Origin of the sequence: Arenibacter algicola (assembly GCF_018860365.1) — a bacterium.
Lineage (GTDB): Bacteria > Bacteroidota > Bacteroidia > Flavobacteriales > Flavobacteriaceae > Arenibacter > Arenibacter algicola_B.
The window spans coordinates 142,403-167,505 of record NZ_JAHKPO010000031.1; the positions used below are offsets into that span (position 1 = coordinate 142,403).

General features: G+C 40.1%; 24 protein-coding genes and 1 tRNA gene. 20 read left to right on the forward strand and 5 right to left on the reverse strand.

From position 1 onward, the window contains the following. Positions 1-100: 100 nt before the first annotated feature. Complete coding sequence (locus KO529_RS23235; RefSeq protein ID WP_215950240.1) at positions 101-1,078, forward strand: polyprenyl synthetase family protein; 978 nt, start codon at positions 101-103, stop codon at positions 1,076-1,078. Between the two features lie 71 nt (positions 1,079-1,149). On the opposite strand, the gene KO529_RS23240 is transcribed toward KO529_RS23235, so the two are convergent. Next, complete coding sequence (locus KO529_RS23240; RefSeq protein ID WP_215950241.1) at positions 1,150-1,416, reverse strand: zinc-ribbon domain-containing protein; 267 nt, start codon at positions 1,414-1,416, stop codon at positions 1,150-1,152. 125 nt (positions 1,417-1,541) lie between these two features. Here KO529_RS23240 and dnaG point away from each other — a divergent pair, with 125 nt between their 5' ends. Continuing rightward, positions 1,542-3,521, forward strand: a complete 1,980-nt coding sequence (dnaG, locus tag KO529_RS23245; RefSeq protein ID WP_215950242.1) for a DNA primase — start codon at positions 1,542-1,544, stop codon at positions 3,519-3,521. A gap of 87 nt (positions 3,522-3,608) precedes the next feature. Here the strand turns inward: dnaG and KO529_RS23250 are convergent, their stop codons facing one another. Together KO529_RS23250 and nadE are read right to left on the reverse strand one after the other, a co-directional pair. Then, positions 3,609-4,238 carry a response regulator gene (locus tag KO529_RS23250; RefSeq protein ID WP_111621715.1) on the reverse strand — a complete coding sequence of 210 codons (630 nt, stop codon included), beginning with the start codon at positions 4,236-4,238 and terminating at the stop codon, positions 3,609-3,611. A gap of 169 nt (positions 4,239-4,407) precedes the next feature. Continuing rightward, on the reverse strand, positions 4,408-5,196 hold the full coding sequence (gene nadE / locus KO529_RS23255; protein ID WP_215950243.1) for an NAD(+) synthase: 789 nt from the start codon (positions 5,194-5,196) through the stop codon (positions 4,408-4,410). Positions 5,197-5,289: 93 nt separating this feature from the next. Between nadE and gldB the strand changes: the two genes are divergently transcribed. The 3 genes from gldB (at position 5,290) to KO529_RS23270 (ending at position 7,129) form a co-directional block, all read left to right on the forward strand. Further along, entirely contained in the window at positions 5,290-6,255 is a 966-nt protein-coding gene (gldB, locus tag KO529_RS23260; RefSeq protein WP_215950244.1) for a gliding motility lipoprotein GldB, read from the forward strand. 27 nt (positions 6,256-6,282) lie between these two features. Continuing rightward, positions 6,283-6,618 (forward strand): gliding motility protein GldC, encoded by a 336-nt coding sequence (gldC, locus tag KO529_RS23265; protein ID WP_215950245.1) that lies wholly within the window; start codon positions 6,283-6,285, stop codon positions 6,616-6,618. 106 nt (positions 6,619-6,724) lie between these two features. Then, positions 6,725-7,129 (forward strand): GTPase, encoded by a 405-nt coding sequence (locus KO529_RS23270; RefSeq protein WP_215950246.1) that lies wholly within the window; start codon positions 6,725-6,727, stop codon positions 7,127-7,129. Positions 7,130-7,131: 2 nt separating this feature from the next. Here KO529_RS23270 and yihA read toward each other — a convergent pair whose 3' ends face one another. Together yihA and KO529_RS23280 are read right to left on the reverse strand one after the other, a co-directional pair. Beyond that, the gene (gene yihA / locus KO529_RS23275) at positions 7,132-7,746 is read right to left on the reverse strand and encodes a ribosome biogenesis GTP-binding protein YihA/YsxC (protein WP_215950247.1); all 615 of its coding nucleotides are present in this window, start codon (positions 7,744-7,746) and stop codon (positions 7,132-7,134) included. Positions 7,747-7,783: 37 nt separating this feature from the next. Beyond that, on the reverse strand, positions 7,784-8,548 hold the full coding sequence (locus KO529_RS23280) for an alpha/beta fold hydrolase (RefSeq protein WP_215950248.1): 765 nt from the start codon (positions 8,546-8,548) through the stop codon (positions 7,784-7,786). Positions 8,549-8,813: 265 nt separating this feature from the next. On the opposite strand from KO529_RS23280, the gene mraZ reads away from it, so the two are divergent. The 15 genes from mraZ to KO529_RS23355 all read left to right on the forward strand — a co-directional run bounded on the left by mraZ (position 8,814) and on the right by KO529_RS23355 (position 25,024). Next, complete coding sequence (mraZ, locus tag KO529_RS23285) at positions 8,814-9,278, forward strand: division/cell wall cluster transcriptional repressor MraZ (RefSeq protein ID WP_031442632.1); 465 nt, start codon at positions 8,814-8,816, stop codon at positions 9,276-9,278. Continuing rightward, on the forward strand, positions 9,265-10,161 hold the full coding sequence (gene rsmH, locus KO529_RS23290) for a 16S rRNA (cytosine(1402)-N(4))-methyltransferase RsmH (protein WP_215950267.1): 897 nt from the start codon (positions 9,265-9,267) through the stop codon (positions 10,159-10,161). Before mraZ ends, rsmH begins: the two co-directional genes overlap by 14 nt. A 90-nt stretch (positions 10,162-10,251) precedes the next feature. Next, the gene (locus KO529_RS23295; protein ID WP_215950249.1) at positions 10,252-10,572 is read left to right on the forward strand and encodes an FtsL-like putative cell division protein; all 321 of its coding nucleotides are present in this window, start codon (positions 10,252-10,254) and stop codon (positions 10,570-10,572) included. A gap of 2 nt (positions 10,573-10,574) precedes the next feature. Next, complete coding sequence (locus KO529_RS23300) at positions 10,575-12,581, forward strand: penicillin-binding protein (protein ID WP_215950250.1); 2,007 nt, start codon at positions 10,575-10,577, stop codon at positions 12,579-12,581. Continuing rightward, entirely contained in the window at positions 12,578-14,041 is a 1,464-nt protein-coding gene (locus tag KO529_RS23305; RefSeq protein ID WP_215950251.1) for a UDP-N-acetylmuramoyl-L-alanyl-D-glutamate--2,6-diaminopimelate ligase, read from the forward strand. The genes KO529_RS23300 and KO529_RS23305 overlap by 4 nt, the downstream gene beginning before the upstream one ends. A 52-nt stretch (positions 14,042-14,093) precedes the next feature. Further along, positions 14,094-15,317 (forward strand): phospho-N-acetylmuramoyl-pentapeptide-transferase, encoded by a 1,224-nt coding sequence (gene mraY / locus KO529_RS23310; RefSeq protein WP_215950252.1) that lies wholly within the window; start codon positions 14,094-14,096, stop codon positions 15,315-15,317. Position 15,318: 1 nt separating this feature from the next. Then, positions 15,319-16,653, forward strand: coding sequence for a UDP-N-acetylmuramoyl-L-alanine--D-glutamate ligase (gene murD, locus KO529_RS23315; RefSeq protein ID WP_215950253.1), 1,335 nt, complete (start codon positions 15,319-15,321; stop codon positions 16,651-16,653). 3 nt (positions 16,654-16,656) lie between these two features. Then, positions 16,657-17,850 (forward strand): FtsW/RodA/SpoVE family cell cycle protein, encoded by a 1,194-nt coding sequence (locus KO529_RS23320; RefSeq protein ID WP_215950254.1) that lies wholly within the window; start codon positions 16,657-16,659, stop codon positions 17,848-17,850. Next, on the forward strand, positions 17,837-18,931 hold the full coding sequence (murG, locus tag KO529_RS23325) for an undecaprenyldiphospho-muramoylpentapeptide beta-N-acetylglucosaminyltransferase (RefSeq protein WP_215950255.1): 1,095 nt from the start codon (positions 17,837-17,839) through the stop codon (positions 18,929-18,931). The genes KO529_RS23320 and murG overlap by 14 nt, the downstream gene beginning before the upstream one ends. Before the next feature lie 4 nt (positions 18,932-18,935). After that, positions 18,936-20,297: a UDP-N-acetylmuramate--L-alanine ligase gene (gene murC, locus KO529_RS23330; RefSeq protein ID WP_215950256.1), complete on the forward strand. Its 1,362-nt coding sequence runs from the start codon at positions 18,936-18,938 to the stop codon at positions 20,295-20,297. Between the two features lie 10 nt (positions 20,298-20,307). Next, on the forward strand, positions 20,308-21,027 hold the full coding sequence (locus KO529_RS23335) for a cell division protein FtsQ/DivIB (RefSeq protein ID WP_215950257.1): 720 nt from the start codon (positions 20,308-20,310) through the stop codon (positions 21,025-21,027). A gap of 3 nt (positions 21,028-21,030) precedes the next feature. After that, positions 21,031-22,359, forward strand: a complete 1,329-nt coding sequence (ftsA, locus tag KO529_RS23340; protein ID WP_215950258.1) for a cell division protein FtsA — start codon at positions 21,031-21,033, stop codon at positions 22,357-22,359. A 44-nt stretch (positions 22,360-22,403) separates the two neighbouring features. Continuing rightward, on the forward strand, positions 22,404-24,329 hold the full coding sequence (gene ftsZ / locus KO529_RS23345; RefSeq protein WP_215950259.1) for a cell division protein FtsZ: 1,926 nt from the start codon (positions 22,404-22,406) through the stop codon (positions 24,327-24,329). 94 nt (positions 24,330-24,423) lie between these two features. Then, on the forward strand, positions 24,424-24,873 hold the full coding sequence (locus KO529_RS23350; RefSeq protein WP_215950260.1) for a GatB/YqeY domain-containing protein: 450 nt from the start codon (positions 24,424-24,426) through the stop codon (positions 24,871-24,873). A 77-nt stretch (positions 24,874-24,950) separates the two neighbouring features. Continuing rightward, positions 24,951-25,024 (forward strand) — tRNA-Arg (locus KO529_RS23355). Positions 25,025-25,103: the final 79 nt, after the last annotated feature.

The following is a 25,103-nucleotide window of genomic DNA, read 5'->3' on the forward strand; positions in this document are numbered from 1 at the left end:
AATTTAGGGTTACATTACCATTTATGGCTGTTAATTACTATGTTTTTTTACCTAATTTTACGCAACTGAACTAGCAATCCAAAACAGCCTAAATTATCCCTTGAAAATTGTATCCCAAATAAAGGAACCGATTAATCAGGAAATGGAACTTTTTGAAAAAAAGTTTTATGAATCCATGTCTTCCAAGGTTGCCTTATTAAATAGGATTACTTACTATATCGTTAACCGAAAGGGGAAGCAGATGCGACCAATGTTCGTTTTTCTTACCGCCAAACTGTTGAATAAAGGGGAGGTAAACGAAAGGACGTATAGGGGGGCATCGGTCATTGAGCTGATACATACCGCCACCCTGGTACACGACGATGTGGTAGACGATAGCAATAAACGTCGCGGCTTCTTCTCTGTAAATGCCTTATGGAAAAACAAAATTGCTGTTTTGGTAGGGGATTATCTACTTTCAAAAGGGCTTCTGTTATCTATAGATAATGGGGATTTTGATCTTCTTAAGATTATTTCTGTCGCTGTGCGTGAAATGAGCGAGGGAGAATTACTGCAAATTGAGAAGGCGAGGCGCTTGGATATTACAGAGGAGGTGTATTACGACATTATTAGGCAGAAGACGGCAACCTTGATCGCCGCTTGCTGTAGTTTGGGTGCCTGTTCCGTTAAACCTGATTCCCCGGATGTGGAAACTTTTAGAAAATTTGGCGAATTAATTGGTATGGCCTTTCAAATCAAGGATGATCTGTTCGATTACGGGGAGGAAAGAATTGGCAAGCCTACGGGGATCGATATAAAGGAACAAAAAATGACCTTGCCATTGATATACGTACTTAACAAATGTTCCAAGACCGAAAAAAAATGGTTGATCAATTCTATTAAGAACCACAACAAGGATAAAAAACGGGTCAAGGAAGTCATTGCCTTTGTAAAAGCCAACGGTGGTCTGGAATATGCCGTAAAAAAGATGCTTGCCTATAAGGAAGAAGCATTGGACCTATTGGATACCTATCCAGATTCGGAATATAAAAGTTCGCTTGAACTTATGGTAAATTACGTGGTAGATCGTAAAAAGTAAATCTTTGCTATTGTAGATAAGTATAATATTGGTTTGGGACTGCACTTTGGTTCGTGATAATTGAAGTAATTTTAGTTTTTTTGCTCCAAGCTTGTTCCAGTTTCAATACTGCGTTGCATTTCTTCCGTAAATTCATCCTGAAAATAGGTTCTTTTGCAATGGGAACAGCTAATGATGGTATGCGTACCCACTCTAAAAAGGGAAATCCAAAACAAGTGGAAATAGGTGGTACTTGTTACTGCTGTTAAGGTGCCTTTGTTGTCACAATAGGGACAAGCAACGTTTTGTAGCAATTTTGAAGTTGTTTTTCCGGGTTTTGTTCCTAGAAATAATATCATTTCCTATTTGTTTATACATCTAAATGAAAATCGCAATTTAACCAATATTTATTTTACAAGCATGGCTTTTCCTTTTTTCAACAGCCCTTAAAGTACTATCTTTAGCCTGCTAAAAAATGTAAAATTTGATTTCAAAATCCACCATAGACAAAGTATATGAGACTGCCCGTTTGGAGGAGGTGATCGGGGATTTTGTACAATTAAAAAAATCCGGTTCCAACTTCAAAGGATTAAGTCCGTTTACCGATGAGCGAAGTCCCAGTTTCATGGTCTCCCCGGTAAAACAGATATGGAAGGATTTTAGTAGCGGCAAGGGAGGGAACGTCGTAGCCTTCCTAATGGAGCACGAGCATTTCTCCTATCCTGAGGCCATTAAATATTTGGCCAGAAAGTACAATATTGAAATTGAGGAAACAGAGCTGAGCAACGAACAAAAAGAGCAGACCAATGAACGGGAGAGCATGTATCTGGTTTCTGAATTTGCCCAAAAATATTTCTCGGAGGTCTTATGGGAAAGAGAGCAGGGTAAGGCCATTGGTTTAAGTTATTTTAAGGAACGTGGATTTACGGATGATACCATCAAAAAGTTTGATCTGGGGTATTGTTTGGATCAGTGGGACGGTTTTACCAAAGCGGCCCTTGGTAAGGGGTATCAATTGGATTATTTGGAGAAAACAGGCCTTACTATTGTTAAGGACGATGCTGCAGATAGGGATAACAAAAAGACCTTTGATCGGTTTAAAGGGCGTGTTATGTTTCCTATTCACAGCATGAGCGGTAGGGTGCTAGGTTTTGGAGGCAGAATATTGACGAATGATAAAAAGGCGGCTAAATACTTAAACTCCCCGGAAAGCGATATATACCACAAAAGCAAGGTGCTTTATGGTATATACTTTGCCAAGCAGGCCATAGCCAAGGAAGATAATTGTTACTTGGTAGAAGGGTATACAGATGTTATTCAGATGTACCAACGGGGTATTCACAATGTAGTTTCTTCCAGTGGTACGGCCCTGACCTCGGATCAAATAAGGTTGATCAATAGGCTCACCAAGAATATAACGGTTTTGTTCGATGGGGATGCGGCCGGATTGCGGGCATCACTAAGAGGGATAGACCTTATTCTGGAACAGGGGATGAACGTAAAAGTGTGTACTTTCCCGGAAGGGGAAGATCCGGATAGTTTTTCCAAGAACAATGATTACGAGGATGTGGTGCTCTACCTACAGGAGAATTCCAAGGACTTTATTCAGTTCAAAGCTTCATTATTGGTGGAGGAAGCTGCTAACGACCCTATTAAAAGAGCGGATACGGTTAGGGATATTGTTAATAGTATCTCTAAAATTCCAGATAGGATACAGAAGGAAATTTATATACAGGAGTGCGCACAGATCATGAATATTTCCGAGGCTGTTCTATTCAATACCTTGGCTCAGATTGGGAAAAAGGATGTATCGGACGCCAATAAAAAGGTAAAGCAGGAGCAACAGGCCTTTGATGTGGTCAAGAACGAACCACAGCGACAAAAGGTAGATGTGCAATATGAGCTGGAGCGTAAGATTATAGAGATGTTGCTGCTTTATGGGGATTTGGACCAACAATTCGAGGATCTTGTTTTAAAGGAAAATGAAAAAGGTGATTTGGAACTGGAGCCTGAATCCCTGGATGCCAAAGTATATGAAAAGATATATCTAGATTTACAAGACGATGAAATTGAGTTGGCAAATGAGCAGTTCAGAAATATCTATTATAGATTAATGGAAGACCTTAATGAGAAGGAGATTTTTTCCATTACCACCTTTATAGCAAATTTGGACCAAGAACTGGCAACGGAAATTTCTTCCATTTTAATGGAAGAGGAAAAGTATGCTCTACATCAGTGGGAACGAAAGGATATATATCCGAAAGATAAAAAAGTAGGTATTTCCCAGTTGGTGAGCGAAACCATTTTAACACTTAGATGTTACTTGATAAAAAAGAGGATAGGTTCCCTTCAGCAGAACACCTTGGATAATCAGGAAGGAAATATGGAAACCATGGAAGAGATTATGAACTATATACAACTCAATGTATTGTTGAACAAAAAGCTCAACAGGGTTCTTTCTTAGGATTTCTGAATAGGATAAATAAAAAAAGACTGAAGTCCTATTTGTCAGGAAATCAGTCTTTTTTATTCTTGATTGGTTATTCTATATCTAGTACAGTTCCAAAGCTTTGGCCTGCTGTAGTAAATCCACTAAGTTGTCCACATTTAATTTACGCATTAAACGCGCTTTGTAGGTACTGACCGTTTTTTCGTTCAGATCCAAGCCTTGGGCTACTTCCTTATTTCGCTTTCCACTGGCCAAGAGTTTAAGGACTTCTACCTCCCTTGTGGAAAGTTTTCTAAAGAACCTTCTTGGTTTTTGTGTGCCTTCATCAAAAGCTAGGCGTTGCGCCAATTCGTTGGTAATAAACATATTGCCTTCGCTAACTTTTCGTATAGCACTTATGATATAATCTATTTCCGATGTTTTGGATAGGTAACCAAAAGCTCCGGCACGAATGGTGCTTAAAGCATAAACATCTTCAGATTGACCGCTATAGATCAAAACCCTTATGTTGGGGTACTCTTTTTTTATTTTTCTAAGAGTTGCAATGCCATTAATTTCGGGGATGTCCATTTCCAGAAGAATTACGTCCGGGGTAAAAAGTTCCAACTTATTGAATAATTCCGTGGTGGTAGATGCATCGGCGATCACTTGAATATCAGAAACCGATTCCAAGACTTGTTTTACGCCCATCCGAACTATTGGATGATTATCAGCAATTAAAATTTTGATCATTTTGGGTTATTTTTCTAGATTTCAACATCAATAATCATGTCTAAAAATACTGACATGCAATGTAGGGTTAAAATATCTAATTCGATAAGCAAAGCTTCATTTTTTTATCCAAAACCGAAAATTTTCACATGTTTTTTCGATTTAATCACTTGGTTCTTAGGTGAGATGTTCATTTTAACATATTTGGTATTTCACAAACAGGAATAGGAACCATCTTATGTTTGTTTGCGCGGTTAAATCTTTTGTATATCTGAAAAACCTCTTTTTGTCTATCAGAAAAATCCGTCTCCACTTTTCCTTCTCCTTCCATTTGCATGGCCCATTCCAATTCTGGATAGGATGCTCCTATTTGGTCTTCGTCTGTTCTGTCATCGCCCCATAGGCCATCTGTAGGTGCGGCCTTAATAATGTCTTCGTTAATGCCAAGGACTTTGGCAATTTCGTATACTTCGGTTTTGAGTAGGTCGGCGATCGGACTTAAGTCTACACCGCCATCCCCATATTTCGTGTAGAAGCCTACGCCAAAATCTTCGACCTTGTTCCCGGTACCGGCCACCAGCAGTTTGTTTAAGGCGGCAAAGTAATATAAAGTGGTCATTCTTAACCTGGCCCTTGTATTGGCCAAGGACATAAACCTATCTTCCTCGTTGTCAACAGCGGGCAGTGCATCCACCAAACTATCAAAAGTGGGTGTAAGGTTCACCTCTAGTCTTTCAACATTGGGATAGTTCTTTTTTAACCATTTTATATGGTCGGATGCGCGGGTTACTTGGCTTTCGGCTTGGTGAATGGGCATTTCCAAACATAAAAGTTGTAGTCCTGTTCTTGCACATAAGGTAGAGGTTACTGCGGAATCTATTCCTCCGGAAATTCCGATTACAAATCCCTTCATATTTGCTTTGTTGGCATATTCCTGTAACCAGGTTACAATGTGGTCTATAACTTTTTCGGTCTGCATATGAACAATTTATTAGGTTTAAAAACTTAACTTTGCACCGTAAAAATAAAGCCTAGAGTTTAATATTTAAAACATTAACCCAATTACTTTAGAATGCAAAAGGCCATATTCCTTCTTTTAATCCCAATTATTATTTTTTGCAGTTGTGATCGCAGCGATAAATTGGCCGATGAGGTGGCTAAAATAAACGTAGATGTAAAGGTTAATAGGTTTGATAGGGAATTTGCAGAAGCAAAACCCTTGGATATCCCAATTTTAAAAGCAAAGTACCCTTATCTTTTTCCTGCCAATTATCCGGATAGCATTTGGGTAGCCAAATTACAGGACACCCTACAAATCGAAGTTATGGAAGAGGTAGGAAAAACTTTCCCCGACTTTGGAAGTGAAAGTGAAGATTTGGAGTGGTTGTTTAAGTATATAAAATATTATTTTCCCAATTATACGATACCAAAGGTTGTTACAGTTACCTCGGAGGTAGACTATAACAATAGAATTATTTTAACGGATAGCTTACTTCTTGTTGGTCTTGATAACTATTTGGGAAGGTCCCATAAGTTTTATCAAGGTATTTCCAAGTATATCGCCAACGATTTGGACAAACAATACATGACCCGCGACGTGGCCAGTGCATTTGCTAAGGCTGTTGTAGCACCACCCCGCGACCGTACTTTTTTGTCGCAACTTGTTTATTACGGTAAAGAACTGTATTTAATGCAGCAGCTTATGCCTAAAAAAAATGAAGCTGTCATTATAGGTTATGCACCGGATGAGTTGGATTGGGCAACAGTCAACGAAGAGCAGGTTTGGCGCTATTTTATAGAACGCGAATTGTTGTACAGTACCAATAGCAAGTTGGGCCCAAGATTTTTGGATCCAGCTCCTTTCTCCAAGTTTGAATTGGAATTGGATAACGAGTCACCAGGTAAAATAGGACGATATATAGGTTGGCAAATTGTCAAGGCCTTTATGGATAACAATAAGATTACTTTGCAGGAAATGTTGACCCTACCCGAGGAAGAACTTTTTAAAAGATCTGGGTATAAGCCAAAAAAGCTGTAATAGTAAATACAAATCAAAAACAAAGCAATGGCAAAACTACATACATCAGAAATTACGCTAAGAGTTGGATTGGATGAAAATAGGGTTCCTGAAGAGCTAACCTGGTCTGCTCAAGATGGAGGCATAGACAATGAAAAAGCCAAGGCAATGCTATTGTCCGTATGGGATAGTGAAAACCAGGAATCTTTAAAGATTGATCTATGGACTAAGGATATGCCGGTAGATGAAATGAAAGTATTTTTTCATCAAACCCTTGTTTCCCTATCGGACACCTTTATGAAGGCTACCCAGGATGAAAAGATGACGGCTACCATGAAAGATTTTTGCGATTATTTTGCCGAAAAACTTGAATTAAAAAAATAGGCCGCATATAAGCTGTTTGCCACCCTTGGGGCAAAAAGGGCTTTTCCATTAAGTATTTTCGGTGTTTGCCGACTAAGTTGGTAATAGTAATTCCTAATTTGTAACGATGGAAAGTATCAGGACAGACCTACTTGTGTTTGTATATAATGCCAATTCCGGGTTTGGTAATGCCCTTTTGGATAGTGTCCATAAAACCTTGGATCCAAAATCCTACAATTGTAATCTGTGTGCCATAACCTTTGGCTTTTTTTCTGAAAATAGAAAATGGAAGGAATTTAGGCAGAATTCGGTTGTGGATATGGAGTTTCTGCATAGGGACGAGTTTAAAAAACGGTATCCGGAAGAAAAACAGAACAAGGAAGCCTTTCCGCAGGTATTCCTTTTAAAAGCGGATAAACTTCAAGAGTTTCTTTCAAAAGGGGAGATCAATGCCATGAAAAGCCAAGAGGATCTTATTTTGACCGTTGAAGAAAAGTTAGGGCAGATCAAGGTAGCGGGAAACGGAAAGTAAATCTAGTTTACTATCTTAAAGAAATTGGTATTTAATTCATCAATAAAACCAAGCAATTCTTCTTGGCCCATCCCATTGGTAGAGGAGGTTACAAAATAATTGGGGGCCTCTTCCCAAACTCCATCCAATAATTCCTTAATATAGGCATTGACGTGGTTTTCTATGGCTTTTGGTTTCAATTTATCCGCTTTGGTAAAAATCATGCAAAACGGAATCTGGTTTTCTCCCATCCATTCCAAAAATTCCATATCTACTTTTTGGGGTTCATGTCTAATATCGATCAAAACAAATGCACATACCAATTGCTGCCGCTCTATAAAGTAGTCGGTGATATATTTTTGAAAGGTTTTTTTGTCTTTTTTGGATACACGGGCATAGCCATAACCGGGCAAATCTACCAAAAACCAATTTTCGTTTATTTTAAAGTGATTTATAAGTTGCGTCTTTCCAGGTCTGCCAGATGTTTTGGCCAAACTTTTTCTTTGGGTGAGCATGTTGATCAAGGAGGACTTTCCAACATTGGAGCGACCAATAAATGCGTATTCCGGCAAATGGTCCTTAGGGCAATTTGCTACGTTGGAATTGCTCATAACAAAGTCGGCCGACTTAATTTTCATTTGTTCGCTTTTAAAGGTTGCAGATCTTAACTCTTGTTTAGAAATTTCTTTTTTCCAGCCAGGCGTCAAGAACAGTGTTGAATTCCTGTGGATGTTCCATCATTGGGGCGTGTCCGCACTTCTCTATCCAGAATAAATCGGAATCCGGGAGTAGTGCATGGAATTCTTCAGCTACATTGGGTGGCGTTACACTATCGTTTTTCCCCCATATTATACATGTAGGGGTCAACATATGGGGTAAATCTTTGGACATGTTGTGTCTAATGGCACTTTTTGCGATGGCCAGGGTTTTTACCAGTTTAATACGATCGTTTACAGTGGCAAAGACTTCGTCTACAATTTCCTTGGTGGCTACTTCGGGATCATAAAATACGTCCTGGGCTTTTTTCTTTATAAATTCATAGTCACCACGTTTGGGATAACCATCTCCCATGGCACTTTCGTACAGTCCTGAACTACCTGTGATTACCAGTGCCTTTACTTTTTTTGGGTATAATTTGGTATGGAGCAGGCCAATATGTCCGCCTAGGGAATTACCTAGAAGTATCACATCCTTAAGGCCTTTATGTTCTATAAACCCTTCCAAAAATTTAGCAAAGCTCTTTACGTTGGTCTTGAGCAATGGCATGTCGTAAATAGGAAGCTCGGGTACCAAAACCTTATAGCCTTTAGGTGGAAAATGATTCATAACCCCATGAAAATTGCTCAATCCCCCCATAAGACCGTGTAATATTATAATAGGTGTTCCTTCACCCATTTCAATATATCGGTATTTTCCCTCTTTAATTATCTTTTTTTCCATTAAGGATAGCTTCTAATCTTAGTTGGCAAATATAGGCATTTCATTATTATGCAAGCATAGATAAGTTTTTGGAACGTTGATATTTAATGACAATTTATTGTTGAAAGAATTTTTCTGGTATTGGTCCCAAGAATTTTTTCAGGTGTAATTGGAGTGTCGTTTGTCGATAAAGTATGCATTTTATTAACAAAGTGGTATTTTGTGGTAAATTGTGGTAATAATTTCTATATATTTGAGTTATTAAATTAAAAACCAGCTACTTTAAGTGATTAATTTCATTGGAACATATGATTGTAAGGCCGATTCTAAGGGAAGGGTAATGCTTCCTGTGGCGCTTAAAAATCAAATGTCTCCCGTAATAAATGATGGTTTTGTGGTTAAACGTTCTGTTTTTCAACCCTGTTTGGAGCTGTATCCTATGGCGGAGTGGAATCTGTTGATGCAGAAAATGAACAAAAAGAACCGATTCAAGAAAAAAAACAACGATTTCATAAGAAGATTTTCTGCAGGAGTAAAGGTGGTGGAAATAGATGCTACTGGTAGGCTGTTGATCCCAAAAAATTTGGTAGACGTGGCGGGAATTACGAAAGAGGTAGTATTGAGTTCGGCAATTAACATTGTTGAAATCTGGGATAAGGACAACTATGAAAAGGTATTGGAGGAAACGGCCGAGGACTTTGCAAGTTTGGCCGAGGAAGTAATGGGAGATGACGACGATGACTTATCATAACCCCGTATTGCTGACAGAGTCCGTTGAGGGGCTGAATATAAAATCCGATGGAGTTTATGTTGACGTGACCTTTGGTGGTGGCGGACATTCCAAGGAGATATTGAAAAGGCTGGGAGAAAATGGAAGGCTGTTGGCGTTTGATCAGGATGAGGATGCGTTGCAAAATGTTATTGATGATGGGCGATTTCAGTTGATCAATGAAAACTTTAGATATATAAGGCAGTTTTTGAAGTTCTATGGCATAAGGAAAGTGGACGGTATTTTGGCCGATTTTGGAGTGTCATCCCATCAATTCGATCAGGCCGAGAGAGGGTTTTCTACCCGTTTTGATGCTGATCTGGATATGAGAATGAGCAAAAAGAACCAGATTTCAGCCTTTGATGTGGTAAATGTTTATGACTATGATGAGTTGAGGAGGGTGCTTTTTCAATATGGTGACCTGCGGAACGCAAATGCCATGGCAAAAACCATTATAGAGCAGCGGCAAAATACACCAATAAAAACCACTGATCAGTTGAAGGAGGTTCTTGGTCAGTATCTGCCAAAACATAGGGAGCATAAGATTTTGGCTCAGATCTACCAGGCTATAAGGATAGAGGTGAACCAGGAAATACAAGTGATAAAGGAATTTTTGTTACAGGTGCCGGAATTGTTGAATGAAGGGGGTAGGTTAAGTGTAATAAGTTATCATTCCTTGGAGGATAGATTGGTTAAAAGGTTTATAAGGGCCGGCCAGTTTGAAGGGGAGCCGGAAAAGGATTTTTACGGGAACATAGAAGTTCCTATGAAAAAGGTTGGAGGTTTAGTGGTCCCTTCCAAGGAGGAAATAAAGTTGAATAATAGGGCACGAAGTGCCAAACTCCGGATAGCGGAGCGGGTTTGAGATTAATGTACGGCAATTTTGAACTGTCCCTAGTGACGTTTGAATTGTGCAATAGTATAATAAGGTATATAGTTGGGTAAATTTTAAGTAATGAGAAAAGGGATATTGGACATATTAAAAGGAAAGTTTTTAGTGAGTGGAGGTGCTCCCAAGAACTGGATGTTTATCATATATGTTTCTTTTTTGGCTACGGTCATGATTGCCAGTTCCCATAGTGCTGATGGAAAAGTCCATAAAATTGCTGCCCTTGATGAACAGGTTAAGGAATTGAGGAGCGAGTTTGTAGATGTCCGTTCCGATATGCAGGAGTTAAAGTTGGAGTCCACTGTGTTGAGAATTCTGGAGGAAGATGGTTTGTTCCCGTCTGAAACTCCGCCGAAAAAAATAAAAGTTAAAACCGAAACCGAATAATAGTGCCTGTAACAGAAAAAAACATATTGACCAGATTATATATTGTGGCGGGATTCCTATTTCTGTTCGCAATTGCCGTTTTGGTCAAATTGGTCAGTATACAGATGGTGGAAGGGGAGAAGTATAGGAAACTGGCCATGGATCGCACTGAAAAAATGTTCACCATTGCTCCTAAGAGAGGTAATCTTTATTCGGATGATGGCAGTTTGTTGGCAACTTCAGTTTCAAGATATACCATACGATTTGATGCCGAAACCGTTGGAAAAAGGGATTTTGAAGATAATGTAAAGCCTTTGTCCGATGCCTTGGCTAAATTGTTGGGCAAAACGTCCTCACATTATCAGCAATTGTTGAGAAAGGCGAAAGCCAATAAGAATCGATACGCCTTGATTGCCAGGAATTTGGATTATTCGGATTATGTGGCCGTAAAACAGTTTCCGCTTTTTAATAAGGGTCCCTATAAAGGGGGGCTAATTATAGAGCAAAAAATTGTACGTGAGCATCCCTTGGGCAAGATCGCTGAGCGGAGCGTTGGCTATGAACGGGTAGATGAGGACGGATACTACACCAGGGTTGGTTTGGAAGGGGCCTTCGGACAATATCTAAGAGGGGTAGAAGGTAAGAGGTTAAAACAAAAAATTGCCAAAGGACAATGGAAGCCTATTGGCTGGGATAATATTGTAGAGCCCAAGGATGGCTATGATGTGGTTTCAACCATTGATATCAATATCCAGGATATTGCACATCATGCCTTATTGGGGCAATTGGAAAAATATAACGCGGAACATGGTTGTGTAATCGTAATGGAAACCAAGACCGGAGAGGTCAAGGCCATTTCCAATTTGGGAAGGACCAGCGAGGGCAAATATTATGAGCGACTTAATTATGCTATAGGGGAGTCTCATGAGCCTGGATCTACCTTTAAGCTAATGTCTATGGTCGTGGCCTTGGAGGACAAGGTAATAGATACCAATACGGTAATAGATACGGAAAAAGGTACTTATAAGGTCTATAACAGAACGGTTAGGGACTCCAAGCACGGGGGTTATGGTAAAATTACCGCCGCTAAGGCGTTTGAGGTGTCTTCCAATACTGCTTTTGCTAAAATCATCAATAATAATTATAAGGACAATCCGGAAAAATTTGTCAACCGCCTCATGAACATGAACCTTCATAGGGAATTGGGGTTGCCGGTTAATGGGGAGGGAACCCCGGTAATCCGTTATCCTGGGGATAAGGGTTGGTCTGGTGTTTCCTTGGCATGGATGTCCCATGGGTATGAAGTTTCACTTACCCCATTACAGACCCTAACTTTTTACAATGCCATTGCCAATGATGGGGAGATGTTGAAGCCCAGGCTTATAAAAGCAGTGAAGGAGTGGGATAAAACTATTTTGAAATTTGAGAAGGAGGTTATCAATCCGTCTATCTGTTCCAAGGAAACGGCGCACAAGGTTCAGCAATTGTTGAAAGATGTTGTGGAGAAAAAGCACGGTACCGGGCATGGGTTGTATTCGCCTAATTTTTCTATGGCTGGAAAAACCGGAACCACTCAAAAGAATTATGTTTCCAAGGATCCGGAAGTGATGAAGTACATTTCAACTTTTGCCGGTTACTTTCCTGCGGACGACCCAAAATATTCCTGTATTGTAGTAATTCATGAGCCGGACAAAAGTGTAGGTTATTATGGTGCCGATGTATCCGGTCCCGTATTTAAATCGGTTGCCCAAAAGATTTATGCAAGTTCTCCTTTAGTGGATGAGGTGGATGTTAATGATGCCGGGAACAAGAACTTGGAGGAGAACTATCAAAGATACTTTGCAGACTCCAATAAAAAATATAATGAAGTGCCCAATGTTGAGGGTATGAGTGGTATGGATGCGGTATCGATCCTTGAAAATTTAGGGATAGAAGTAGAGGTGAAGGGCAATGGAAAAGTCAAGAAGCAATCAATTGCCAAGGGAACAGATCTGAAAAAGGTTAATAAAATCGTATTGGTACTATCATGATGACGCTAAAGGACATATTGTACGGTGTTGGTCTTTCTGCGGTAAGTGGATCTACTTCTGTCATGGTGAGCCATATTTGTTTTGATTCCAGAAAAGTTGGAAAGGAGGATGTTTTTGTGGCAATAAAAGGTCTTGTTGCAGATGGTCATCAGTTTATAGATAAGGCCATTGCTTCTGGTGCAAAATCCATAGTTTGTGAAGAACTGCCCGAGAAGTTGGATAATGGAATAACCTATGTGCAGGTGGATAATGGCAATAAAGCTTTGGCTATTATGGCATCCAATTATTACGGTAATCCCTCCAAAAACTTAAGATTGGTGGGGGTAACCGGTACCAACGGAAAGACCACTGTTAGTAGCTTGCTTTATCAATTGTTTAAAAAGGCCGGTTTTAAGGTGGGATTGATATCCACCATAAGGATTATGGTAGATAATAAGGAGTATGCTACCACCCATACCACTCCGGATGCTTTAACAATCAATAAGCACCTGCAGTTAATGAACGATGCCGGGGTTGAGTATTGTTTTATGGAGGTCAGTTCCCATGGAATACACCAAAAAAGAACGGAAGGATTGGTGTTCGAAGGCGCTATTTTTACCAATCTCTCCCACGATCACTTGGATTATCATAAAACCTTTGCGGAATACAGGGATACTAAGAAAATATTGTTCGATCAACTATCAAAAAAAGCATTTGCACTTACTAATATAGACGATAAGAACGGTTTGGTAATGCTGCAGAATACCAATGCGAGAAAGTATACCTATGCCTTGAAATCCTATGCAAATTATAGGGCGCAAATATTGGAGAATCAATTCAATGGTCAATTGTTAAAGATCGATGACAATGAGGTTTGGTCCAAATTGATCGGAGATTTTAATGCCTATAATATGTTGGCAATTTATGCCACTGCGGATTTATTGGGATTGGAAAAACTTGAAATTCTTCGTCTACTAAGTGAATTGGAAAATGTAGATGGAAGGTTCCAACATTATATATCAAAAGAGAAAATTACAGCTATTGTTGATTATGCCCATACACCGGATGCCTTGAAAAATGTACTTGATACTATCAATACATTGAGGACTGGAAATGAAAATGTCATCACCGTCGTGGGGTGTGGTGGTGACAGAGATAAGTCTAAGCGTCCGGTTATGGGTCATATCGCAACAGCATTGAGTAATAAAGTCATTTTTACTTCGGACAACCCCAGGTCGGAGTCGCCCACTGTTATTATAGAGGAGATGGAAGCTGGTGTGGAGGCGCAAAATGTAAATAAAACACTGTCTATCGTTAACCGTAAGCAGGCTATTAAAACAGCTTGTCAATTGGCTACCGCCCACGATATTATTTTGGTTGCCGGCAAAGGCCACGAGACCTATCAGGAAACTAATGGGGTCAGGGAGGATTTTGATGATTTTAAAATGGTGAAGGAGTTGTTGGCCAACTTAAATAAATAAAATATTTGGTGGTCAATATTAAAGTGAATAATAAAAAACAATAAACCCAGGAATGCTATACTATTTGTTCGAATATTTGGAAAAACACTATCAACTGCCAGGGGCGGGGCTTTTCCAATTTATAACGTTTAGGGCGGCAATGGCGGTAATGCTTTCGCTGTTATTGGCTACGGTCTATGGGAAAAGAATTATTAATTATTTACGCCATAAACAAATTGGGGAAACCGTAAGGGACTTGGGGCTGGAAGGCCAAAAACAAAAAGCGGGTACCCCGACCATGGGTGGGTTGATTATTATTATGTCCACCTTGATTCCTGTATTGTTGTTTGCGCGTTTCTTGGATAATATTTACGTAATCCTTTTGATAGTTACTACAATTTGGATGGGGATTATAGGTTTTGTGGATGATTATATCAAAATTTTCAAAAAGGATAAAGAAGGATTAAAAGGTAGGTTCAAGGTAATGGGCCAGGTAGGTCTAGGGCTTATGGTAGGAGCTACCTTGTATTTTCACCCGGGGGTTACCATGAAGGAGCATTCCAGAACAGAAATTACCCAGGACTATATCGTACAGCAAGTACCGGGAAAGGAGATTAAGTCTACCATGACCACCTTGCCATTTATTAAAAATAACGAGTTGGATTATGCCCGCTTTATTACCTGGATGGGAGATGGGATGGAGAAATATGCCTGGTTGGTATTTATTCCCATAATCATAATTATTGTCACAGCGGTCTCCAACGGGGCAAATCTGACCGATGGGATAGATGGATTGGCTGCAGGCACATCGGCTATAATAGTATTTACTCTTGGCATCTTTACCCTAGTTTCTGGTAATATCATCTTTTCGGATTATTTGGATATCATGTTTATTCCCAGGGTAGGGGAATTGGTAGTATTTATAGCAGCCTTTGTTGGGGCCCTGGTAGGATTTCTATGGTACAACGCCTATCCGGCAACAGTTTTTATGGGGGATACCGGAAGTTTGACCATTGGAGGGATAATCGCCGTAATAGCGATCATTATTCGCAAGGAATTGTTGATACCCGTTTTGTGCGGAATTTTCTTTGCAGAGTCGATTTCCGTGATGTTGCAGGTGGGTTATTTCAAGTACACCAAAAAGAGATTTGGAGAGGGGAAAAGGATTTTTCTAATGGCACCATTACATCATCATTACCAGAAAAAGGGATACCATGAAAGCAAAATCGTGACCAGGTTCTGGGTTGTTGGAATTCTGTTGGCGGTAATAACCATTGTAACCTTAAAGGTGCGATAGAATGAAGCGGTTGGTTGTTTTGGGAGGTGGTGAAAGTGGCGTTGGAACGGCTATTTTGGGCAAAAAGGAAGGTTTTGAAGTTTTTGTCTCCGATAAGGGGATAGTAAAGGAGGAATATAAAAAAGTTCTTGAACATTTTGAGATTGACTGGGAAGAACAGCAACATACCGAGGAAATGATTTTGAATGCCGATCTGGTCATGAAAAGTCCCGGTATTCCGGATAAGGTTCCTTTGGTGGTAAAGCTCAAGGAAATAGGGGTTCCTGTAATTTCGGAAATCGAGTTTGCCTCAAGGTATACCAAGGCAACCATTATAGGGATAACCGGAAGCAACGGAAAGACCACCACCACAATGCTAACGAACCACATATTAAAAGAAGGTGGTTTGCATGTGGGAATGGCGGGGAATATTGGAGATAGTTATGCCAAAATGGTGGCCGAAAATGACTTTGATTTTTATGTATTGGAGATAAGTAGTTTTCAATTGGACGGGATAGTGGATTTTAAACCCCATATAGCCATCCTTACCAACATAACTCCGGATCATTTGGATAGATATGAATACAGATTTGAAAATTATATAGCGTCCAAGTTTAGGATTGCAAAGAACCAGACTAAGGAAGATTATTTAATATATGATGCCGATGATGAAGTAATAGTCCAGTGGTTGCAAAAGAACCCGGTCCAATCAAAATTATTGCCCTTTTCCATCAGTAGGAAATTGGATGAAGGGGCATATTTAGAGAATGATAAAATAATTATTAAGACACACAATAACACTATAGAAATGAGTACAGACGCTTTGGCTTTGGAAGGAAAACACAATGTAAAGAATACCATGGCTGCCACTACGGCCGCTAAACTAATTAGTATACGAAAGGAGACTATACGCAGAAGTATAGAAAATTTTCAGGGAGCGGAGCATAGGTTGGAAAAAGTACTTAAAATTCATCATGTACAGTATATCAACGACTCCAAAGCTACCAATGTAAATGCTACCTACTACGCCTTGGATAGTATGAAAACACCTACGGTGTGGATTGTAGGAGGGGTGGACAAAGGGAATGATTACAGGGAGTTAATGCCTTTGGTACGTGAAAAAGTAAAGGCCATTATTTGTTTGGGAACCGATAATTCCAAAATAAAGGATGCCTTTGGAAATGTAGTGGACCTGGTAGTGGAAACATTTGCAATGGACGAGGCCGTAAAGGTGGCCTATAAGATAGCAGAACGGGGAGATACCGTATTGTTGTCACCCGCATGTGCCAGTTTTGACTTGTTCAAGAATTATGAAGATAGGGGAAATCAGTTTAAAGAAGCAATAAAAAAATTATAAAGGGTGTTCGGATTTTTAAACAAAATTAATGGAGATAAAGCTATTTGGGCAGTAGTAGCCCTTTTGGCCTTATTTTCGTTTTTACCTGTTTATAGTGCCAGTAGTAACCTGGTATACGTGGTAGGCAATGGTACCACTATTGGTTACCTGGTAAAGCATGCCATACTTTTGCTAATGGGATTTGGTATTATTTATGGGGTGCACCGTATTCCTACACACTTCTTCAAGGGTTTGTCCTTGATTGCAATGCCTGTGGTATTGCTTTTATTGCTCTATACACTTGCTCAAGGGCAGGTCATTGATGGGGCCAATGCCAGTAGGTGGATCCGTATTCCCATTGTTGGGTTTACATTTCAGACGTCCAACCTGGCAGCGGTGGTGCTAATGATCTACGTAGCTAGATATTTAACAAAAATAAAGGATAAGACTATAACCTTTAAAGAGAGTATTCTGCCACTTTGGTTGCCGGTTTTTTTGGTGATAGTACTAATACTACCTGCGAATTTTTCAACGGCCGGGATTATATTTTCCATGGTGTTATTGCTCTGTTTTATAGGGGGGTATCCCTTTAAGTATTTGTTGGGAATCGTTGGTGCGGGGATATTGAGCCTAACGCTGTTTATTTTGACGGCCAAGGCAGTGCCGGATTTATTTCCTAACAGGGTAGATACTTGGATGAGCAGAATAGAAAGCTTTTCCAATCCTGAGGATACGGAGGCTGATTATCAAATAGAGAAGGCAAAAATAGCTATTGCAACGGGAGGAATAGTGGGCAATGGGGCAGGAAAGAGTGTAATGAAGAATTTTTTGCCACAAAGTTCATCGGATTTTATTTATGCCATTATTGTAGAGGAGTACGGACTTTTGGGAGGCTTTGTGCTAATGTTCTTCTATTTGTTGTTGCTTTTTAGGATTGTGGTGGTGGCCAATAGCAATGACACGGTATTCGGTAAACTTTTGGTTCTGGGAGTTGGACTTCCTATAGTATTTCAGGCATTGATCAATATGGCGGTGGCCGTGGAACTTTTCCCGGTTACCGGTCAGACCTTGCCTTTGATTAGTAGTGGTGGAACCTCGAGTTGGATGACCTGTTTGGCCATAGGTATTATTCTTAGTGCAAGTAATAAACATGTGCAATCCGAATCGGATGAAATAGATGAGACCAACCCTTTAGAAGTGTTAAGTGGGCAGTTATAGATTTATATTATCGGGGGGAGGCACGGGCGGACATATTTATCCTGCCATTGCCATTGCAAATGAGTTGAAACTTAGGTATCCCGATGCTGATTTTCTGTTCGTCGGGGCAAAAGATAGAATGGAGATGGAAAAGGTGCCCCAGGCAGGGTACAAAATTGAAGGTTTGTGGATAAGTGGGTTGCAAAGGAAGCTCACTTTGAAAAATTTAATGTTTCCTTTTAAAGTGATAAGTAGTTTGATGAAATCAGCAAACATAGTACGGAATTTTAAACCTCATGCCGTTGTGGGTACTGGTGGCTTTGCCAGTGGTCCCCTCTTGAAGGTGGCATCGGGAAAGGGAATTCCATGTGTGTTGCAGGAACAGAATTCCTTTGCTGGTATCACCAATAAATTATTGGCGAACAAAGTAGCCAAAATATGTGTGGCCTATGATGGCATGGAGAAATTTTTTCCGAAAGATAAAATCGTAAAGACGGGTAATCCTGTACGTGGGGATTTGGTGTCATTGGTGGAAAATAAAGTAGAGGCGTTGAGCTTCTTTGGTTTGCAGGCGGGTAAAACCACATTGCTTGTCCTAGGAGGCAGTCTTGGGGCAAGAAGAGTCAATATTCTTATTGAACAAAGTTTGCCTTTTTTCAAGGAACAGGGAATTCAGGTTATTTGGCAAAGTGGTAAGCTGTATTATGAGGAATATAAGAAACATGAAAGTGCAGATGTAAAGGTAGTGGCATTTTTAAATCGGATGGATTTGGCCTATGGGGCTGCCGATATTATTATTTCCAGGGCAGGTGCAGGTTCGGTTTCTGAACTGTGCATTGTAGGCAAGCCAGTAATTTTTATCCCCTCCCCGAACGTAGCCGAGGATCATCAAACAAAAAACGCCCAATCCTTGGTGGAAAAGGATGCGGCCATAATGATCAAGGAAAAGGAATTGGATGAAAAGTTCGGGACGGTGTTTTTGGATTTACTCAAAAATAAGGACCTGGGCAATAATTTGGGAGCCAATATCAAGAATTTGGCCATGCCAAATGCTACCAAGGAGATTGTAAATGAAATAGAAAAATTATTAGTGCAACAATAAGAAAATGGGCATAAAAGATATACATAACGTCTACTTTATAGGTATTGGAGGTATTGGTATGTCCGCCCTTGCGCGATATTTTAAATTTATAGGTAAGAATGTTGCGGGCTATGATAAGACCGAGACACCTCTTACAAAGGATTTGGTGGATTTGGGTATCCAGGTGCATTATGAAGATGATTTGGAATTGGTGTCCAAGGTGTATTTGGATCCTGACAATACCTTAGTGGTGTATACTCCCGCCGTGCCTAATGATCATGGGGAGTATAATTATTTCATGGACCATGGCTTTCAGGTGAAAAAGCGTTCAGAAGTATTGGGATTGATAACAAAGGATACCTTTTGTTTTGCAGTTGCCGGCACCCATGGCAAGACAACTACTTCTTGTATACTGGCTCATTTATTGAAGGAGACCGGGACTTCCATTACGGCCTTCTTGGGAGGGATTTCGGAGGATTTCAACAGTAATTTTTTGTTGGAAGGTTCAGAATATTCTGTGGTAGAGGCAGATGAATTTGACCGTTCCTTTCTTAGGTTATCGCCTAATGTGGCCTGTGTTACTTCTATGGATGCAGATCATTTGGATATATATGGCAACAGTGAGGAGCTGCAAAAGTCTTTTAGAGATTTTGTAAAACGAATAAAGCCGAATGGTAAGCTGTTTGTTCGCAATGGTTTGGCTTTGGATGGGACAACCTACGGTATTGAGGATGGTTCCGATTATTGTATTAGAAATATTAGAATAGACCAAGGGAGCTATATTTTTGATTTGGAATCTCCGGAAGCCAATCTTAAATCCGTTAGGTTCAATAAACCGGGTAGACATAACCTGCTCAATGGTTTGGTGGCATATGCCATGGCTGTTCAGGCTGGTTCGTCTCCAGAAAGGTTGGCAGGGGCATTGGCCACTTTCAAAGGAGTTCAAAGACGTTTTTCCTACCAGATAAAAAATTCCGAATTTGTGTTTATAGATGACTATGCACATCATCCTACAGAAATAGAGGCTGCTTTTCAGGCGGTTTCCGAAATGCATCCCGGTAAAAAGGTATTGGCTGTTTTTCAGCCGCATTTGTTTTCCAGAACAAGGGATTTTGTGGAAGAATTCGCAAAAAGTCTGTCCAATTTTCCGAGTTTGTTACTGTTGGAAATTTACCCGGCCAGGGAAAAACCAATTGAAGGGGTTACCTCGCAATGGTTGTTGGATAAAATTACAAGCCCAAAGAAAAAATTAATTGAAAAGTCAGAGTTGATTTCTGAAATAATAGCCCAAAACCCTGATGTTTTAATAACCTTGGGGGCTGGCGATATTGGATTGGAAGTGTCAAAAATTAAAAAGGAACTAAATCTTGTCCATAAAAAACAATAAAATAAGAGAAATGAAAATTAATTGGAATTTCATAAAGTTCGGGGCCCTGTTGCTGGTAGTTACGGGTCTTTATGCATTTTCCAGTGCTAGGAACAGGCATAAAAAAATTGATAAAATTGAAATTAAGTTCGTCGGAGATCAGAATCTTTACATGACCCAAGAGACGGTTAATAAATTGTTAATACAAAATTCTGGAGACCTTAGAAACCTGCCCAAAGAAGATATAGTTTTGAATACTATAGAAAAAGCTATCGAAGCTAATGAAATGGTGAAAAATGCCCAAGTTTACCTTACGGTAAACGGGGATCTAGTGGCTAAAGTCATACAGCGTAAACCAATCGGAAGAGTTGAGGGAGTTGCAAAGTTTTATATAGATGAAGATGGGAAACGTATGCCATTTTCCAAATATCATTCTGCGCGGGTACCAATAATTACAGGAATAGTAACCAATAAAAGTACGGAGGGAGTGTACGAAATTTTGACTTATATAAATTCTGATGAATTCTTGAGAAAGAATATAATAGGCGTTCATATTACCGAGGAGCAAAAGTATCAGTTGAAGTTTAGGATGGAGAATTTTGTAGTGGATTTGGGTCATGTGGATGAATTGGAGAAAAAGTTCAGCAATTTCAAAGCTTTTTATACCAAAGCGAATAAGGACAAAACGTTGAACGATTATAACAGGGTGAGTTTAGAATTTAATAACCAAGTAGTGTGCACCAAAATTTAAGATATGGAACAAGGTAATTATTCAGTTGGGTTGGATATTGGAACCACCAAAATTGTCGCCATCATTGGTAAGGAAAATGAATATGGCAAGATTGAAATCTTAGGTATTGGCAGGTCTAAAAGTTTGGGGGTACACCGCGGAGTGGTGAATAATATTACACAAACCATTAAGTCTATCCAACAAGCTGTTGAACTGGCAGAAGGCAATTCCGGTTTAAAGATCAGCTCGGTGGTGGTAGGTATTGCAGGACAGCATATTAGAAGTTTGCAACATAGCGATTATATAACTAGGGCCAAATCTGAAGAAGTTATCAATGAGGATGACGTAGAAAAGCTTTGTAATCAGGTTTACAAATTGGTTATGCTTCCTGGGGAGGAGATTATACATGTTTTGCCACAAGAATTTAAGGTAGATGGCCAGGCGGAGATAAAACAGCCTATGGGGATGTATGGAGGAAGGCTTGAAGCTAATTTTCACGTAGTTGTGGGGCAGGTTTCTTCTATCCGTAATGTGGGAAGATGTATAAAGAGTGCAGGTCTGGATCTTGGGAATATAACCTTGGAACCATTGGCATCTGCAAATGCAGTTTTGAGTCAGGAAGAGAAAGAGGCAGGTGTAGCACTGATCGATATAGGTGGGGGTACCACGGATTTGGCAATTTTCAAGGATGGAATTATCCGTCATACGGCTGTAATTCCTTTTGGAGGTAATGTAATCACCGAAGATATCAAGGAAGGCTGTTCCATTATTGAAAAGCAGGCAGAACTTTTAAAGATCAAGTTTGGTTCGGCTTGGCCGGGGGAAAACAAGGATAATGAAATTGTCTCCATACCGGGATTGAGAGGGCGTGAGCCAAAGGAAATCACTTTGAAGAACCTTTCCAAGATCATACATGCCAGAGTGGTGGAAATCGTGGAGCAGGTTTATGTGGAGATCAAAAATTATGGGCACGACGAGCAAAAGAAAAAATTGATTGCCGGTATTGTATTGACGGGTGGTGGAAGCCAGTTAAAACATTTGAAGCAATTGGTAGAGTATATCACGGGAATGGACACTAGGATAGGCTACCCCAATGAGCATTTGGCAGGTGATTCGGACGAGGAAATAGCCAGTCCCTTATATGCAACTGCAGTAGGACTCTTGATGAATGCTGTGCAGAACAAGGCCAAAGTAAGGGAAGCGAGTCAGGAGGCTGTGGATAAGGATATGGATCATGAGGTTTTTACAGGGGAAGATCAAACCCAGACAAAAACGGCCCTAAAAAAGGAGCGGAAATCTATTTTTGATAAATGGTCCGAGAAATTGAAGGATTTCTTGGATAATGCGGAATAGATCATAAAATAAGAAAAGTATAGTAAACCAGTAAAATAAAAAATATGAGCAAGAACACTGAATTTGAAAGTATATCCTTTGATTTACCCAAAAATCAGAGTAACGTAATTAAAGTCATAGGTGTTGGCGGTGGCGGTAGTAACGCCATTAATCACATGTTCCAGGCCGGTATCAATGGCGTGGATTTTGTGATTTGCAATACCGATTCGCAAGCACTTCAAAATAGTCCCGTGCCCAATAAGATACAATTGGGAGTTTCGTTGACTGAAGGATTGGGCGCTGGTGCCAATCCTGAAGTGGGGGAACAGGCCGCTATTGAAAGTATGGAAGAGATCAAGCAAATGCTTGATACTACCACAAAGATGATCTTTATTACTGCCGGTATGGGCGGGGGAACAGGTACTGGTGCTGCCCCTGTCATTGCAAAAATGGCAAAGGAAATGGATGTTCTTACAGTGGGGATCGTTACCATGCCCTTTCAATTTGAAGGTAAAATGCGTTGCCAACAGGCTCAGTTGGGAATAGAAAAATTACGTGCCAATGTAGATTCCTTGATTGTTATCAATAACAATAAATTAAGGGAAGTATATGGCAATTTGGGATTCAAAGCTGGTTTTTCCAAAGCAGATGAAGTGTTGGCCACTGCCGCTCGTGGTATTGCAGAAGTTATTACACATCACTATACTCAGAACATAGATTTACGTGACGCCAAGACTGTATTGAGCAGTAGTGGAACGGCTATAATGGGATCGGCGATATCTTCGGGTTCTTCTAGGGCGCATGAGGCCATAATGAAGGCTTTGGATTCCCCTTTACTAAACGACAACAAAATTACTGGGGCAAAGAATGTGCTTTTACTTATCGTTTCCGGTTCCCAGGAAATTACGATAGATGAAATAGGTGAGATTAATGACCATATTCAAAATGAGGCCGGTTTTGGGGCCAATATCATTATGGGGGTCGGTGAAGATGAGGGACTGGGCGAGGCAATCGCAGTTACGGTTATAGCCACGGGTTTTAATATAGATCAACAGGATGATATAGTAAATACGGAATCCAAAAAAATCATTCATACGTTAGAAGATGAGCAACGTGCGGAGCACAACCTTACTCCAAAGAATGTTGTTCACCAGTTGGTCGAAGAAGAGGAAATTAAGGCGACTCCGGTTAAGCACAACCCTGTGCAAGAGGAGCCAAAAATGGATTTGATACCTACCACTAATTTTATTAGGAATTTTAATGTTTTCTATGAAGAAGTAGTTGCGGAAAATGTTCAGGACGATTTTATCATTATAAATGCTTCGGACGAGATCAAGGATATAGAAGTAGTGGATCCACGGGTAGTATCCAACAAGTTGGAGGAGGAAGATCAATTTGCATTTAGTTTTGATATGCCTTTGGCCAAAAAACCAGTAGAAGAGGAAGAGGAGGCACAACACATTATTACATTCGATTTGGATGAAGAGGTAAGGGATTTTGAGGTGAAAGATCACGTAGAAGTAATTCCTGTCCTTGAATACAATAAGAATGGGGAAAAGCGCTATAGTCTGGACGATTATATGGAGTTGGAAAAGAAACTTACTGGAGCCAAATCCAAGGCTGAGGAGTTTGAGCCCCGCATTGTTGAAGACGAGTTGATATTTGAAAAGCGTACCATTGCAAAGCAGGAACCGATCCAGCAGAGGGTGAATGTGGAGGATGAAGATCCTGTTAATACCCCAATTGAAATCCTGTTAAAGGAACGCGCAGACGAACGTAGAAGAAAACTAAAGGATTTTAATTATAAATTCCAGAATAGCCTTAGCAATTTGGACGAAATATCCAAGCAGCCGGCTTATAAGAGACAAGGGATAAACTTAAGTGAAAGCCCTAAGGAAAATAAAGTTTCCAGAACTAGCTTAAGTGAGGATAGTAATGACGATATCCAATTACGTTCCAATAACTCTTATTTACATGACAATGTAGACTAGTGCTGTTCACAGAACTATAAATACTAAAGTTTAGACCCGAAAATAGCTTTTATTTTCGGGTTTATTTTTATCTTCGCAGGGCTAAAAAAAAGATATGGGTTTACAGCAGAGGGTAATGGAAGATATGAAGGCGGCAATGAGGGCCAAGGACACCGTGGCATTGGAGTCGTTACGAGCTATAAAATCAGCCTTATTGTTGGCACAGACCGAAACAGGTCCGGGAACGGAACTGTCCGAAGAAGATGAAGTAAAGCTGGTTCAAAAATTAGTAAAGCAACGCAAGGATAGCGCGGCCATCTATAAAGAGCAGGGGCGTGAGGATCTGGCAGAGCCAGAATTGGCACAGGCCTTGATCATCGAAAAATTCCTTCCAGAGCAATTGACCGAGGAAGAGATAGAAAAGGTAGTGGTACAGACTATAGATGCCGTTGGGGCATCAGGGATGAAGGATATGGGCAAGGTAATGGGGATCGTATCCCAGGAATTGGCCGGACAGGCAGATGGGAAGACGATATCTACTATTGTAAAAAAGAATTTAATTTAAATGTAGGCAGTTGCAGTGGGCAGTATTTTTAATATAATGGACCGCTTACTGCTGCTGTCGACCGAGAACTAAATAATGGCCCCGTGGCGCAACTGAATAGCGCATCAGATTTCGGCTCTGAGGGTTGGGGGTTTGAATCCCTCCGGGGTCACGGATAAACCACAAAAAAGTGGTTGTGCAAGCGAGCTTCAAAAATGAAGCTCGCTTCTTTTTTGAAGTATAGCGAAGTG

Bases quoted from the DNA above. Each gene is read 5' to 3' on its own strand.
- KO529_RS23240 (WP_215950241.1), bottom strand. From the start codon at position 1,416: ATGATATTATTTCTAGGAACAAAACCCGGAAAAACAACTTCAAAATTG.
- KO529_RS23250 (WP_111621715.1), bottom strand. From the start codon at position 4,238: ATGATCAAAATTTTAATTGCTGATAATCATCCAATAGTTCGGATGGGC.
- nadE (WP_215950243.1), bottom strand. From the start codon at position 5,196: ATGCAGACCGAAAAAGTTATAGACCACATTGTAACCTGGTTACAGGAA.
- gldB (WP_215950244.1), top strand. From the start codon at position 5,290: ATGCAAAAGGCCATATTCCTTCTTTTAATCCCAATTATTATTTTTTGC.
- gldC (WP_215950245.1), top strand. From the start codon at position 6,283: ATGGCAAAACTACATACATCAGAAATTACGCTAAGAGTTGGATTGGAT.
- KO529_RS23270 (WP_215950246.1), top strand. From the start codon at position 6,725: ATGGAAAGTATCAGGACAGACCTACTTGTGTTTGTATATAATGCCAAT.
- yihA (WP_215950247.1), bottom strand. From the start codon at position 7,746: ATGAAAATTAAGTCGGCCGACTTTGTTATGAGCAATTCCAACGTAGCA.
- KO529_RS23280 (WP_215950248.1), bottom strand. From the start codon at position 8,548: ATGGAAAAAAAGATAATTAAAGAGGGAAAATACCGATATATTGAAATG.
- rsmH (WP_215950267.1), top strand. From the start codon at position 9,265: ATGACTTATCATAACCCCGTATTGCTGACAGAGTCCGTTGAGGGGCTG.
- KO529_RS23295 (WP_215950249.1), top strand. From the start codon at position 10,252: ATGAGAAAAGGGATATTGGACATATTAAAAGGAAAGTTTTTAGTGAGT.
- KO529_RS23305 (WP_215950251.1), top strand. From the start codon at position 12,578: ATGATGACGCTAAAGGACATATTGTACGGTGTTGGTCTTTCTGCGGTA.
- mraY (WP_215950252.1), top strand. From the start codon at position 14,094: ATGCTATACTATTTGTTCGAATATTTGGAAAAACACTATCAACTGCCA.
- murD (WP_215950253.1), top strand. From the start codon at position 15,319: ATGAAGCGGTTGGTTGTTTTGGGAGGTGGTGAAAGTGGCGTTGGAACG.
- murC (WP_215950256.1), top strand. From the start codon at position 18,936: ATGGGCATAAAAGATATACATAACGTCTACTTTATAGGTATTGGAGGT.
- KO529_RS23335 (WP_215950257.1), top strand. From the start codon at position 20,308: ATGAAAATTAATTGGAATTTCATAAAGTTCGGGGCCCTGTTGCTGGTA.
- ftsA (WP_215950258.1), top strand. From the start codon at position 21,031: ATGGAACAAGGTAATTATTCAGTTGGGTTGGATATTGGAACCACCAAA.
- ftsZ (WP_215950259.1), top strand. From the start codon at position 22,404: ATGAGCAAGAACACTGAATTTGAAAGTATATCCTTTGATTTACCCAAA.
- KO529_RS23350 (WP_215950260.1), top strand. From the start codon at position 24,424: ATGGGTTTACAGCAGAGGGTAATGGAAGATATGAAGGCGGCAATGAGG.